The organism is Chelatococcus sp. XZ-Ab1, assembly GCF_029309855.1.
GTDB classification, from domain to species: domain Bacteria; phylum Pseudomonadota; class Alphaproteobacteria; order Rhizobiales; family Beijerinckiaceae; genus Chelatococcus_A; species Chelatococcus_A sambhunathii.
Window position 1 is genome coordinate 193,328 of sequence record NZ_JARKII010000006.1, and the last position, 13,137, is coordinate 206,464.

Sequence of the window (13,137 nt, forward strand, 5' to 3'; positions counted from 1 at the left end):
GCCCGGCCAAGACGGGTGGAGAGGTTGTGCCACGCTCCCCGCTCCGTTTGCGCAGCCGTCTCCACGTCATGCCCGCGCTCGTCGCGGGCATCCACGCCGCCGACGCTCGCGCAGCGGGGTTGAAAGGCGTGGATGGCCTCCCTCAAGCCCAATCGATGCGATGATGATCTTCATCTCCCCGAACAGCCTTCGGCGATGTCTCCGGGCTGAACAACGAGCCCGGACGTGACGACCGAGGGGCGACCCGCAGTCGCGCAACCGCGTTTCCCGGACCCATGCAGCGAAGCGGAATGCGAGCCGGGAACCAGCGCAAGAGCTTGCCGAAGGCGCGAATGAACAGGCCCCGGATCGGCGCCGCATCATTTCATGCTGCGGCGCGTCCGGGGCACAAGGTTCTTCTGCTTGGGGAGCCGGGACCCCTCCCCGTCACGCCGCGTTCGCCGCCGGGCGCCGCATGCGCCGCAGCGCCATGCCGATGAGCGGGCTCAGCACCACGAGGATGGTGAAGACGCCGAGCGCGCCGGCAATCGGCCGCTCGAAGAAAGCGAGGAAGCTGCCGTCCGACTTGATCATCGAGGTCACGAAGTTCTCCTCGATCATCGGCCCGAGCACGATGCCGAGGATGCATGGCGCAACGGGAATGTCGTTCTCCTCCATGAGGAAGCCGAGCACGCCGAAGGCGAGCATGATGACGATGCCGTAGGCCGTGTTGTTGACGGCGAAGGCACCAACCATCGAGAAGCCGAGGATGAGCGGCATCAGCACGCGCCGCGGCACGCGCAGGATGACCGTTGCCCCCTTCATGACCGCCCAGCCGAGCGGGATCATGAAGAGATTGGCGAGGATGAAGATGAGGAAGACGGCGTAGATGCTCTCGGGATTGTTGATGAAGAGCGTCGGTCCGGGGTTGAGCCCCTTGATGAAGAGCACACCGATGACAACGGCCGTGATGGAATCGCCCGGAATGCCGAAGACGAGCGCCGGCACCCACGCGCCGCCAAGGGCCGCATTGTTGGCCGACGTGCTCTCGACGATGCCCTCGACATGGCCCTTGCCGAACTTCTCGGGCGTCTTCGAAAACTTCTTCGACATCGCATAGGCGACCCAGGCGGCTATGTCCGCTCCCGCGCCGGGCAGGATGCCGATGGCCGTGCCGAGCGTGTTGCCCCGCACCTGCTGGCGCCAGTAGGTCTTGATCATCCCGCCCCAGTTGCGGAACAGGTTGCCGACCCGGCTCTGCGTCACCTTGAGGTCGGTTGCGCCATGCACCATGGCCCGCAGCACCTCGGAGACCGCGAAGAGGCCGATCATCGCCGGGATGAAGTCGATGCCGCCCATCAGCTCCGTATAGCCGAAGGTGAAGCGCGGCACGCCGGCCGGGTTGTTGAGGCCGACGGTGGCGACCAGCAGGCCGATGAAGAGGCTGATGAGGCCCTTCAGGGGCGAGACCGCGCCGATGAAGATGGCGCAGGTGAGGCCCAGCACCGCGAGCCAGAAATATTCGAAGGACGAGAACCGGAGGGCCACCTCGGCAAGGGCCGGCGCGGCGACGATGAGGACGGCCGTGCCGAACAGGCCGCCGATGGCCGAGAACAGGAGGTTGGCGCCGAGCGCCGTCTCCGCCTCGCCCTTGCGCGTCATGGCGTAGGCCTCGTCCGTATAGGCGGCGGAGGCGGGCGTGCCGGGAATGCGCAGCAGGGTGCTCGGAATGTCGCCGGCGAAGATGGCCATGGCCGAGCAGGCGATCATCGCGCCGACGGCCGGCAGTGGATCCATGAAGAAGGTGATCGGCACGAGCAGCGCGATCGCCATGGTCGCCGTCAGGCCCGGGATGGCGCCGATGACCATGCCGAAGGCCGAGGCGAGCAGGACGGAGATGAGCACGCCCGGCGTGGCGACGAGCCCGAAGGCTTTCTCGATGGCTTGCATGGGCGCCTCAGAGGAACGGTGCGAGCAATCCGCGTGGCAGCGGAACGCGCATCAGAACGACAAAGAGCTGATAGATCACGAGGATCGTTGCCGCACTGACGAGGAGCGCCACCCACCAGCGCACGCCCAGCATGAGCATGCCCACCATCAGCACGATCGCCATCGCGGGAATGAAGCCGATGCGGTCCGCGAACAGGCAATAGCCGACGACGAGCGCTATCGTTGCCAACCCCTTCGTCCAGCCGGCCGACGTGATACCGGCCATGCTGTGCTCCAGATCAACCGCGGCGAGCGAGGCCCTGCGCCGCCAGGCGCCGAAGGCGAGGAGGATGCCGCAGATCGCGAGCGCACCCGCGATCAGCACCGGGAAGACGGCGGCGCCATATTCCTGGCCGGGAATGGCGGGGAAGGACTGCGCGTGCAGGATGACCGCCACCCCGAGCATCGTCAGGATGAAACCGATGATGATGTCCGACTTGACCATGAACGGTAACTCGCGGCGCCTGATGAATGGTGCGGGCCGGATCGAACCGGTTGCCCGTGGCAGGCGCGGGCCATGCCCCGGGCAACCTCGATGACGCGCCTGATTGTGAGGCGCCTGACCCGTCGGGCGCCCTACTTGGCGAGCCCCAGTTCCTTCATGACGGTACCGAGCGATTCGTTGCTCTGCTTCATGAAGGCAACGAACTCGTCCTTGGGCGCCCAGGACACGCCGAAGCCACGGCCCTTCATGAAATCCTGGAACTCGGCGCCCTTGTAGATCTTGTCGAGCGCGGCGACGAGCTTGTCCTGAATGTCGGCCGGCAGCCCCTTGGGAGCGGCGAAGCCGCGCCAGGCGCCGAGCGTCCAGTCGATGCCGGCCGCTTCCTTCAATGTCGGCAGATCGGGGAAGGCGTCGCTGCGCTTGTCGGCCATGATGGCGAGGCTCTTGACGCGGCCTGCGTCGATGAGCGAACGCGCCTCCGGCACTGAGCAGGTGACGACCTCGACGCCGCCGGCCACGAGATCCTGCAGGCCCGGGGCGGCGCCGTTCGAGGGCACCCACGGGGCTGCGTTCGGCGGAATGCCGTCCATTGCCAGCATGCCCGCGAGGGCGAGATGCCAGATGCCACCCTGGCCGGTACCCGAGGCCTTGAACTTGCCCGGGTTCGCCTTGATGGCGGCGAGCAGTTCCTTGACATCCTTGTAGGGCGCGTCGGCACGCACCTGCACGCCGGCGGGGTCGATGTTCATGAGGGCGAGCGGCGTGTAGCTCTCGTAGGTGAGCTGCGTCAGCCCCTGCCAGTGCATCATGCCGATCTCGACGGTGATGATGCCGAGCGTATAGCCGTCCGGCGCAGCGTCGGCGATGGCCGCGTGCCCCACCACGCCCGAGCCGCCCGTGCGGTTGACGACATTGACCGGCTGGCCGAGTTCCTTCTCGAGGAGCGAGCCGACGATGCGGGCCGTCGCATCGGTACCGCCGCCCGCACCCCACGGCACGATCATCGTGATCGGCCGCTCCGGATAGGCCGCCAGCGCCGCGCCCGGCAGGGCGAGCGTTGCCGCGGCCGCCGCGGCGACAAGCGTTTTCAGGAAAGTCCTGCGCATCAAGGTCTCCTCTCTCGAACTGTTTCCGGTCCCGTGGAGCAGCCGCTTACCGGCTCGCCCTTGTCCATCGCCTTCTGGCGAATTGGTTCTTTAAATCGTTACAATAGGGGAGGCGCGAGGTCCTGTTCAAGCGACTTTCGCGAAAATCGCAGCGCCTTGCGTAGGCGTCGTCCCGGCCGCGGCGGTGGCTACCAAAACGCAAGAAGCCGCGCCCGCGGCAGCGGTCACGGCTTCGGCCGAAGGATATTGGAGAAGCTCAGTCAGCAATCTGGCGGAAGGCCAGCCCGTCGAGCGCGGCGACCTTGCCGGCCGCATCCGCCTCGCTTGCCGCCGCAGCTTCCTCGAGCATCTTGAGCGTGTTCTCGCGCGCCGTGCGGGCCACCTCGCTCGTGAAGGGCTCGCCAAAATAGCGGTCGATGAAACCGTCGAGCGCGCAGACGAGGAGCTGTCGCACCGCCGCATCGGGAGCGCCGGGGGCCATGTCCTTGGCACACAACTCGCGCAGGGACGAATAGGTGCGCAGACCCTCATTCTGCTGGCGGAACCACTCAAGCAACGCGCGCGTGTTCATCGCTCCCTCACAGTGCACGTTAAAAAGGGACGCTATCCCAAAAGACGGCACGGATCAAATTTTTTAGACGGCCATCGGCCAGGACGCATGCGCAGCACCCCCAATCGCCCGGGCTGAGCCTTTCCCAGCGTCGTGGCCGGACTTGTCCCGGCCATGACGCGCTAGGGACTGCGCATGGCGTGCTGCATGCGGCGCCTGCCGATCGCCCGACCGCCGGTCGCCCAACTGCCGCTCGCCAGACCGCCTATTTCCGACGGCCGACTGCCCACTCCCAACCGCCGCTCTTCTCAGAAATCCGACTTGCCGCCGTGCCTTGCCGACCATTCGGCCGGGGCGTGCAGGAACTTCTCCACCTCGTCGAGGGTGCTTGCAGCGAAATAGCCGCGCTCGCGCGCCTCGGCGAGCACGTCCCACCAGGTGGCGAGGGCGTGCATCTTGATGCCGTGCTCCGCGAGCGTCGCCGTGCTTTCCTTGAAGATGCCGTAGTGGAAGACGACGAAGGTGTGCTGCACGTCAGCCCCGGCGCGGCGCAGCGCCTCGGCGAAGGCGAGCTTGGAGCGCCCGTCCGTCGTCAGGTCCTCGACGAGGAGGACGCGCGCGCCTTCCTTGATGTCACCCTCGATCTGCGCATTGCGGCCGAAGCCCTTGGCCTTCTTGCGCACGTAGAGCATCGGCAGCATCAGCCGGTCCGCCAGCCAGGCGGAGAAGGGGATGCCCGCCGTCTCGCCGCCGGCCACAGCGTCCAATGATTCGGTGCCGATCTCGGACAGGATCTGCTCGGCGGCGAAGTCCATCAGCCGCCGGCGCAGGCGCGGGAAGGAAATGAGCTTGCGGCAGTCGACATAGACCGGGCTCGCCCAGCCCGAGGTGAAGATGAAGGGCTTCTCGGCGTTGAACTGGATGGCCTGGACCTCCAGCATCATACGGGCCGTCTGTGAAGCGATGAATGACTTGTCCATGGTCCCTCGGCCCCCGGTTTGGTTGTCCAATCAGGCGACGGCAGCCGCGGCGCTGTCCGCGTCGTCAACCGCCCACGACACCGTCTCGCCACCACGGAAGACGTGCACCGCCTCGCCTGCGGGAAGAGCGACATCCTCGGCGACCATCCGCGGCCGGCGCACGAGGGTGATCGTTCCCTCGTTGGCGGGCAGGCCATAGTGGCGCGGGCCGTTGAGGCTCGCGAAAGCCTCGAACCTGTCGAGAGCGCCCTCCTCCTCAAAAACCTGCGCATAGCACGCAAGCGCGACCGGCGCCACGAACAGCCCGGCGCATCCACAGGCCGCCTCCTTCGCGGTACGGGTATGCGGGGCGGTGTCGGTGCCGAGGAAGAAACGCGGATTGCCCGACGTCGCCGCTTGGCGCAGCGCCTGCCGGTGCACCTCACGCTTGGCGATCGGCAGGCAGTAGTAGTGGGGGCGGATGCCGCCCTGGAAGATGGCATTGCGGTTGAAGATGAGGTGGTGCGGCGTGATGGTGGCGCCCACACGCTCGCGCGCGCCGGTGACGTAGTCCACGCCCTCCTTCGTCGTCACGTGCTCCAGCGTGACCTTGAGACCGGCAAAGCGCTGCACCAGCGGGTCGAGCACCGTGTCGATGAACACCGCCTCGCGGTCGAAGATATCGACGTCCGGCCGCGTCACCTCGCCATGGATGAGCAGCGGCACTCCCGCCTTCTCCATGGCGGCGAGCACGGGATGGATCTTCTCGATATCGGTGACACCGAAATGCGAGTTGGTCGTCGCGTGCTGCGGGTAGAGCTTCACCGCGGCGATGCGCCCGCTCTCGTAGCCGGAGAGGACGTCGGCCGGGTCGGTGTCGTCCGTCATGTACAGCGTCATCAGCGGCTCGAAGCAGCTGCCCGCCGGCAGGGCGGCCATAATGCGCGCACGATAGGCATCGGCCATCGCCGTCGTCGTCACCGGCGGCACGAGGTTCGGCATGATAATGGCGCGGCCGAACTGCGCGACGGTGAAGGGCAGCACCGCCTTCAGCATGGCGCCGTCGCGCAGGTGCACGTGCCAGTCGTCCGGGCGGCGGATGGTGATGGTCTCGGTCATCTTACGGCTCCTTCGTCAGGGCCTCATAGAGCAGATCGACGCCGGCAAGGAAATCGGCAATCGCCATCGCCTCGTCCGGATTGTGCGAGCCATGCTCGTTGCGCACGAAGACCATGGCCGCCGGAATGCCGGCATTGGCGAAGACGGCCGCATCATGCCCCGCACCGCTCGCGATGGTCTCGGCCGGCAGGCCAAGACGGCGCGAGGCTTCGACGAGGTGCTTCACCCAGCCCTCGTCCATGCGCCCGGGCGCCGCGTCCTGCCGCCGGTCGAAGACGAACTTCACGCCCCGCTCCCGGGCGATGTTGGCGCATTCCGTCTCGAAGAGCACGTAGAAGGCTTCGAGCGTCTCCCGGCTCTGGCTGCGGATCTCGAAGGAGAAGGCGACCTCGCCCGGAATGCGGGTCGAGGCGTGATCCTCGGGGTTCGTCGCAACGATGCCGACGGTGACGACGAGATCGAGGCCGCGCTCCAGGAGAACGCGCCAATGCTCGTCGAGCCGCGAGACGAGCTCCGCGAGCGCGAAGACCGCATCCTTGCGCAGCCAGCGCGGCACGGCGCCGGAATGGCCGGCCTGGCCCTGGCACAGGATGCGCTGGTGGCGGATGTTGCCGCGGATGCCGGTGACGACCGCCGTCGGCCATGCGCGGGCGACCATCACGGGGCCCTGCTCGATATGCAATTCGAGGAAGGCGGCAATATCGCGCTTGTCGACGAGGGGCGTGCCCTCCCTCACCTTCTCGACGTCGATGCCGACACCGGCGAGCGCCTCGGCGAGGCTGCGCGCGCCGTCCCGCTGCCTGAGGTCGAGGTCCTGCGGCTTCAGCGCCCCGAGCAGGGCCGACGAGCCGATGTAAGGCTTGCCGAACCACGGCGATTCCTCGCCGCGCAGGCCGATGACGCGTACGGGCCGCGGTGGTGTGATGCCCTCGCTCTTCATTCGCGCCAGCACCATGAGCCCGGCGAGTACGCCCGCCACACCGTCGAAATTGCCGCCGCGCGGCACGGAATCGAGATGGGAGCCGACAAGGATGTAAGGCCCGGGCGCCTCGTCGGGCAGAGAGACGACAAGATTGTCCCCGGCATCGCGTGTGGCAAGAAGGCCCTCGCGCCCGGCAAGGCGCTCCATGACAGCCATCGCCGCCGCCTCGCCCTCGCCGAAGGCTTGGCGCGTGATGCCGACCCCATCGAAGCCGAGTTGGTGCAGTTCGGCAAAGACCTCCACGGCCAGCGCCTCCCAGTCGCGCTCGTTGCGCATCGGATGAGCGAGCGGTTTCACAGCACGGCCTCCGCCTCTTCGGGCGCCGTGTTGCCATCAGCGACCGCGCCGACAAGCGCGTTGACATCGGCAATGCCACGGCGGGCGCAGAAGGCCGAGAGCCCCTCGATGACGTCGATCATAGCCGTCGGGCGCACGAAGGTGGTCGTGCCGACCTGCACGGCGCGGGCGCCAGCGAGCAGGAATTCCACCGCGTCCTCAGCGGTGGCGATGCCGCCGCAGCCGATGACGGGAATGGTGAGCTTGTCGGCGCACTGGTAGACCATGCGCAGGGCGATGGGCTTCACCGCCGGCCCCGAGAGGCCACCGAGCACGTTGCCGAGCTTGGGCCGGAAGGTCTCGGTGTCGATGCGCATGGCGAGGATGGTGTTGGCGACCACGACCGCATCCGCACCGCCCACCTCCGCTGCGCGGGCGACGGCGACGATGTCGCCGGTGTTCGGCGTCAGCTTCACCCACAATGGCAGGGCAGTCGCCTTGCGCATGGCGGCCGTCACCGTTTCGGTCAGGCGCGGCTCCATGGCGAAGGAGCGGCCGTCCTCCTCGATGTTGGGGCAGGAGATGTTGGCCTCGATGGCGGCGACACCGGCCACCGTCAGGTCGCGCGCCATGGCGGCGAAGTCGTCCACCGTCGGAGCCGAGATCGAGACGACGAGCGGCGGGGAGAAGGCCCGGTAGAACGGCACCACGTTGTCACGGAAATAGTCGAGCCCCTTCGAGGGGATGCCGATCGAGTTGATCAGGCCCTCGGTGGTCTCGCACACCCGCGGCACGGGATTGCCGGCGCGAAACTCACGCGTGATCGTCTTCGTCACGAAGGCGCCTAGGCGATTGAGGTCGATCACCTTGTCGAGCCCTTCGGCAAAGGTGCCCGAGGCCGGCATGACGGGGTTCGCAAGGCGCAGCCCGCCGACGTCGACGGCAAGGGAGACGGAGGAACCGGCGGGAGACGACATGGCCGTTACCATGAGGTGGCCTCCTTCAGATCGAACACGGGCCCGTCCCAGCACACGCGCTTGTCGACGAGATCCCCGTCGACCTCGAACTTGCGCACGCAGCAGAAGCACATGCCGATGCCGCAGGCCATCTGCTGTTCGAGCGCCACCTGGCCGGCGATGCCCGCCTCGCGGGCAAAGTCCTTGGCGAGGCGGAACAGGCGGTTGGAGCCGCAGGTGAAGATGGCATCCGCCCTTCCCTGGCGGGCCAGCCCGGCGAGAATCTCCCGTACATTCTCGGGCGTACTGGAGCCGTCGCTGTCGAGCACGGGGCGCACGTCGGCACCGACGGCCGCGAAGCGGTCGACAGACATGACGAGATCGGGTCGGCGGGCGCTCAGGATGGCGGTGACGCCGATGCCCTTTTCGGCCGCAGCCTCGGCGAGCGGGGCGAGCGTCGCGAGGCCGACGCCGCGGCCGAGCACGACGATGTGGCGCCAGTCGTCGTCGAGGCTGAAGCCGACGCCGAGCGGGCCGAGCACGCGGAACGGGTCGCCGGGCTTCAAGGTCGCGAGGGCGCGGGTGCCGAGTCCGGCGACCTTGTAGAGGAATTCGAGCGTGCCCGCCTCCGGGTCGGCCTTGTAGGTGCTCATCGGCCGGCGCAGGTAGGGCTTGTCCGCGCCGCTCGCGGGGCACAGGAGGTGGAAGAACTGGCCCGGGGCGGCGAGCGTCGCCGGCCTGCCGGCGCGCAGCACGAGGTGTCGGTACTCGTCGTTGACGGCCGTGTGACTGAGGACCACGGTCTCGGCATCGGCAACGGGGGCATCGTTCGCGGTCCATACGGACCGCGTCTCGAGGCTTTGCAACATGTTTTCTTCTCCCAGGTCTGCCGGGTCAGTAGCCCAGCAGCCGCGGCAGCGCCGTCGATATGGACGGCACGTAGGAGATCACGAGCAGCACGGCGATGTTCGTCAGCACGAACGGCCAGATGCCCGCGATCACCGTCTCAACCGGTTTGCGCAAGGCCGACGACGTCACAAAGAGGTCGAGGCCAAAGGGCGGCGTGATCATGCCGATGCAGATGTTCAGGCAGACCACGAGCCCGAAATGGATGGGGTCGATGCCGAGCGCCGTCGCCACCGGGAAGATGGCGGGCAGCAGGATGACCATGATGGAATTGGGATCGATGAACATCCCCGCGATCAACAGCACGACGTTGATGATCAGCAGGAAGACGATCCAGTTCACCTGCCAGTCGTTGAGCAGCATGAGAAGCTGATCCGGCAGGCGTGCAAGCGTGACGAAATAGGAGAGCAGCGAGCCGACCGCCAGCAGGATGAAGATGGCGACGATGGTGAGCGCGCTCTGTTCGGCAACCTGCATCACGTCCCGCCACCCAAGCTGGCGGTAGATGACCATCTCGACGAGGAGGGCATAGGCGACGGCGACCGCCGCGGCCTCGGTGGCGGTGAAGAAGCCGGAATAGATGCCGCCGAGGATGATGACCGGCATGCCGAGCGCGAGCAGCGAGGCCTTCACCGCCTCGAAGCGCTCCGCGCTGCTCGCCCGCGGGGCGGGCTCGATGCCCGCACGGCGCGTGACGAAGGCGACGTAGAGCATGAAGGCGAGGGCGAGGACCACGCCGACGGCAAGGCCGCCGGCAAACAGCGCCGCGACGGAGGTGCCAGTGAGCCAGGCATAGACGAGGAGCGTGATGCTCGGCGGGATGAGCAGCGCACATTCCGCGCTCGATGCGATGAGGCCGAGCGAGAAGCGCTCCTTGTAGCCGGCGCGCATCAGCTCGGGATGGAGGAAGCGCCCGAGCGCGGCGACGGTGGCCGGCGCGGAGCCGCAGACCGAACCGAAGGCCATGCACGAGACGACCGTGGTGTGACCGATGCCGCCGGCGCGATGGCCGAGGTTCTTCTTGACGAGGTTCATGAGCCGCTCGGCGATGGTGCCGTGCGCCATGAGATCGGCGGCGAAGATGAAGAACGGAATGGCGAGCAGCGTGCCGACATTGACACCGCCGACCATCTTCTGGGCGATGACGATGTCCGGCAGGTTCGGGAATTCCGCAAGGCGGGCGAGCACGCTCGGCACGCCCATGACGAGCAGCATCTCGAACCCGAGAACGAGAAGCAGGGCAGCCAGTATGCAGAGCAGGATCAACACGGGAAAAGCGCCCTCTTCGATACGTCGGACCGTCCGCCGCGGTGGTTGGGTTCAGTGGTCCTGGCCACGGTCGGCGAGCACGAAGCGGTTCTCGACGCCGACAAGCTCAAGCAGGTAGCGCAGGCCCAGCAGCACGAAGCCGACCGGCAGGGCCGCATAGAGCCAGACCATGGACACATCGAGCGTCGGGCTCGTCTGGCCGGAATTGACGATGAAGCGCGCGAAATCGTAGCCGACCTTCGTCAGATAGGCACAGAAGGCAAGGCCGACGGCATTGATGACGAAGGCCACGACGCGCTGCACGCCCGCCGGCATCCGCCGGTAGAGCGCTGTCATGGCGATGTGACGGCCTTTCTCCAGCGTCAGTCCGAGGCCGAGAAAGACGAGCCAGGCGAGCATGAACAGCGCCGCCTCCTCCATCCAGGCGAAATGGAGGGATTGCGAGGGCGCGAAAACACGCACCAGCACGTTGACCACATAGCCGGCCGACATGGCCACGAGCAGAAGGCCGATGATGTTGCGCTCGAAGGTGCGCAGGACGGTCATTGCGGTGCGGAGCATGGGGTCGCGCCCTCGGGTTTCGTCGCAAGGCTCAGTTGGCGAGGCCGAGCTTCTTCGCTTCCGCCTCGTAGACCTCCATGACGGCCTTGCCCTCGGCGCCGGCGCGCTCGAGATAGGCGTCACGGGCGGGCGGGAACATCCTGGCGCGCCAGTCGGCCCGCTCTGCGTCGCCGAGAACGCGCACGTTCACGCCCGCTTCCTTGATCTGGTTGAAGGCCAGCGTCTGCACCTCTTCCTTCAGAGTCTCGACCTGCGGGCGCACCTCGAGGAAGGCCTTGACGATGACGTCTCGGTGGCCTTCCGGCAGGCTGTTCCACCAGGCTGGATTGAAGAGGACGAGGTCCTCCATGGCGCCGTGGTTGGAGACCACGAGGTCCTTCTGCACCTCGTAGTACTTCATGGTCGAGATCGTATCGAGCGGGTTCTCCTGTCCGTCGACGACACCAGTCTGCAATGCCGTGTAGAGCTCGCCGAAGGGAATGGCGATGGCGGCGGCGCCGACGCCCGCGAACTGCTGGATGAGTATCCGCGAATCCATGACGCGGAACTTCTGGCCCTTGAAGCTGTCGACGCCGGCGAGAGGCTTGGCGGAAGTGACGCTCTTGCGCCCGTTCGGCCAGATGGCGATGGCGACGAGGCCGCGCTTGGTGAACGAATCGAGGATCGCCTGGCCGAAGGGGCCATCGCGCAGCGCCTGCGACTTGGCGCGGTCCTCGGGCATGATGAAGGGGATGTCGAGCACCGAGACGACGGGATTGAAGCCGCCGAGGAAGGCGGCCGGCATCACCGTGCCCTCGGACGAGCCGAGCTGGGCGCCCTCGACCATCTGCCGGGCATTGCCGAGCTGCGAGGCGGGATAGAGCTGGAACTCGACCTCGCCATTGGTGCGCTCCTTGACGAGCGCGGCGACCTTTTCGAGCCCCTTGTGACGCGGCTGGGTGGCGGCCTCGAGATGGCCGATCTTGGCGACGTACTTGGCCTGCTGGGCCTGGGCGGCGAAGGTCCCCGCAATGACCAGCCCGGCCGCGAGCAGAACTAATCTGCGCGTGAGCATCCGTTTCTTCCTCCGGCTATACGGAAGCCGAAACGATATCGCTTTTTTGAGTGTTGTCTAATTTTTTTTACGCGTCGCGCACGCCAGCATCGACTCGCTCGACAACCTGCCGCAGGCGCTCGGCGCCTTCCCGGCCTTTTGCTGCCCTGCGCCAGAGAGAGGCGATGAGGTTGTCGAACAGCTGCACGGCGTCCGGTGCCTCGGTGACCATGGCGACGCCATTGCGGATGTTGGGATGGTCGGCGAAGCGGAAGGGGCTCATGGCGACGAAGGTGCGCTCCTTCTGCCGGAAGATCTGGAAGGTCTGCTGCGGCAGGGTTTCCTCGACGATGCCGATCTGGATGCCGATGGGCTCCTCCTCGAGGAGATCGGCGAGACGCAGGATTTCGCGCCGCGCGATCGCCCGCCGTTCGGCCGCCTCCTCCTCCGGCAGGTCGAAACGGCCGATGACGCCGCTGCGCAAGAGCCGTTCGATGTCCTGCAGCCCGACGATGCTGACGATGCCGGGCCGCCGGCGGCTGGCGTGACCGCGCCGCTCGCGCAGGATGCGCACCAGTGCCTCGACCTCGGGAGCGACCTCCTCCTCGCCGACGTCGCCGACCACCGTCTCGCGGATGGCGAGTTCGACGGCATGGGCATATTCGTCCGACGACAGCAGGTACGAGAACGGCGCGAAATGGGCGAGGATCTGTTCGGCCCCCTCCTCCAGCTGGCGCATGCGCTCGAAATAGGCCACCGCGTTGTCGTAATACTCGACGCTGACGCCCAGCAGCGAGGCAACCGAGACATCGAGGAGGTCGGCGATGCGCTGGATCGTCTCGATCTTGACCACCTCGCCCTTCTCCAGGCGGTAGATGGCTGCACGCGACATCTCAAGACGGTCCGCGACCTGCTCCGCCGTGATGCCACGCCCCAGGCGATAGGCGCGCAGGCGCAGGCCAATCTCCAAAAATCGCGAATTGTTCTCTTTCATGAGACACAATTAG

General features: G+C 66.8%; 13 protein-coding genes. All 13 read right to left on the reverse strand.

Translation table 11 applies throughout. The features are described from left to right. Nucleotides 1-426: 426 nt before the first annotated feature. Nucleotides 427-1,929: a tripartite tricarboxylate transporter permease gene (locus P2T65_RS10585; RefSeq protein ID WP_055459151.1), complete on the reverse strand. Its 1,503-nt coding sequence runs from the start codon at nt 1,927-1,929 to the stop codon at nt 427-429. Between the two features lie 7 nt (nt 1,930-1,936). Then, on the reverse strand, nt 1,937-2,413 hold the full coding sequence (locus P2T65_RS10590) for a tripartite tricarboxylate transporter TctB family protein (protein WP_055459152.1): 477 nt from the start codon (nt 2,411-2,413) through the stop codon (nt 1,937-1,939). A gap of 131 nt (nt 2,414-2,544) precedes the next feature. Then, nucleotides 2,545-3,519, reverse strand: a complete 975-nt coding sequence (locus P2T65_RS10595) for a tripartite tricarboxylate transporter substrate binding protein (RefSeq protein ID WP_276199754.1) — start codon at nt 3,517-3,519, stop codon at nt 2,545-2,547. 256 nt (nt 3,520-3,775) lie between these two features. Next, on the reverse strand, nt 3,776-4,090 hold the full coding sequence (locus P2T65_RS10600) for a hypothetical protein (RefSeq protein ID WP_055459154.1): 315 nt from the start codon (nt 4,088-4,090) through the stop codon (nt 3,776-3,778). A 287-nt stretch (nt 4,091-4,377) separates the two neighbouring features. Continuing rightward, nucleotides 4,378-5,049 (reverse strand): orotate phosphoribosyltransferase, encoded by a 672-nt coding sequence (locus tag P2T65_RS10605; protein ID WP_055459155.1) that lies wholly within the window; start codon nt 5,047-5,049, stop codon nt 4,378-4,380. Nucleotides 5,050-5,079: 30 nt separating this feature from the next. Then, nucleotides 5,080-6,147, reverse strand: coding sequence for a dihydroorotase (gene pyrC, locus P2T65_RS10610; protein WP_055459156.1), 1,068 nt, complete (start codon nt 6,145-6,147; stop codon nt 5,080-5,082). A gap of 1 nt (nt 6,148) precedes the next feature. Then, nucleotides 6,149-7,426 carry a hydantoinase/carbamoylase family amidase gene (locus P2T65_RS10615; RefSeq protein WP_276199755.1) on the reverse strand — a complete coding sequence of 426 codons (1,278 nt, stop codon included), beginning with the start codon at nt 7,424-7,426 and terminating at the stop codon, nt 6,149-6,151. Further along, nucleotides 7,423-8,394, reverse strand: a complete 972-nt coding sequence (locus tag P2T65_RS10620; RefSeq protein WP_245280518.1) for a dihydroorotate dehydrogenase — start codon at nt 8,392-8,394, stop codon at nt 7,423-7,425. The genes P2T65_RS10615 and P2T65_RS10620 overlap by 4 nt, the downstream gene beginning before the upstream one ends. After that, nucleotides 8,388-9,230 carry a dihydroorotate dehydrogenase electron transfer subunit gene (locus tag P2T65_RS10625; protein WP_055459158.1) on the reverse strand — a complete coding sequence of 281 codons (843 nt, stop codon included), beginning with the start codon at nt 9,228-9,230 and terminating at the stop codon, nt 8,388-8,390. The genes P2T65_RS10620 and P2T65_RS10625 overlap by 7 nt, the downstream gene beginning before the upstream one ends. A gap of 25 nt (nt 9,231-9,255) precedes the next feature. Next, nucleotides 9,256-10,536: a TRAP transporter large permease gene (locus P2T65_RS10630; RefSeq protein WP_245316312.1), complete on the reverse strand. Its 1,281-nt coding sequence runs from the start codon at nt 10,534-10,536 to the stop codon at nt 9,256-9,258. A gap of 51 nt (nt 10,537-10,587) precedes the next feature. Continuing rightward, on the reverse strand, nt 10,588-11,097 hold the full coding sequence (locus P2T65_RS10635; RefSeq protein ID WP_055459160.1) for a TRAP transporter small permease: 510 nt from the start codon (nt 11,095-11,097) through the stop codon (nt 10,588-10,590). A gap of 31 nt (nt 11,098-11,128) precedes the next feature. Beyond that, the gene (locus P2T65_RS10640) at nt 11,129-12,151 is read right to left on the reverse strand and encodes a TRAP transporter substrate-binding protein (RefSeq protein ID WP_055459161.1); all 1,023 of its coding nucleotides are present in this window, start codon (nt 12,149-12,151) and stop codon (nt 11,129-11,131) included. A gap of 67 nt (nt 12,152-12,218) precedes the next feature. Beyond that, on the reverse strand, nt 12,219-13,124 hold the full coding sequence (locus P2T65_RS10645) for a helix-turn-helix transcriptional regulator (RefSeq protein WP_055459162.1): 906 nt from the start codon (nt 13,122-13,124) through the stop codon (nt 12,219-12,221). Nucleotides 13,125-13,137 lie beyond the last annotated feature (13 nt).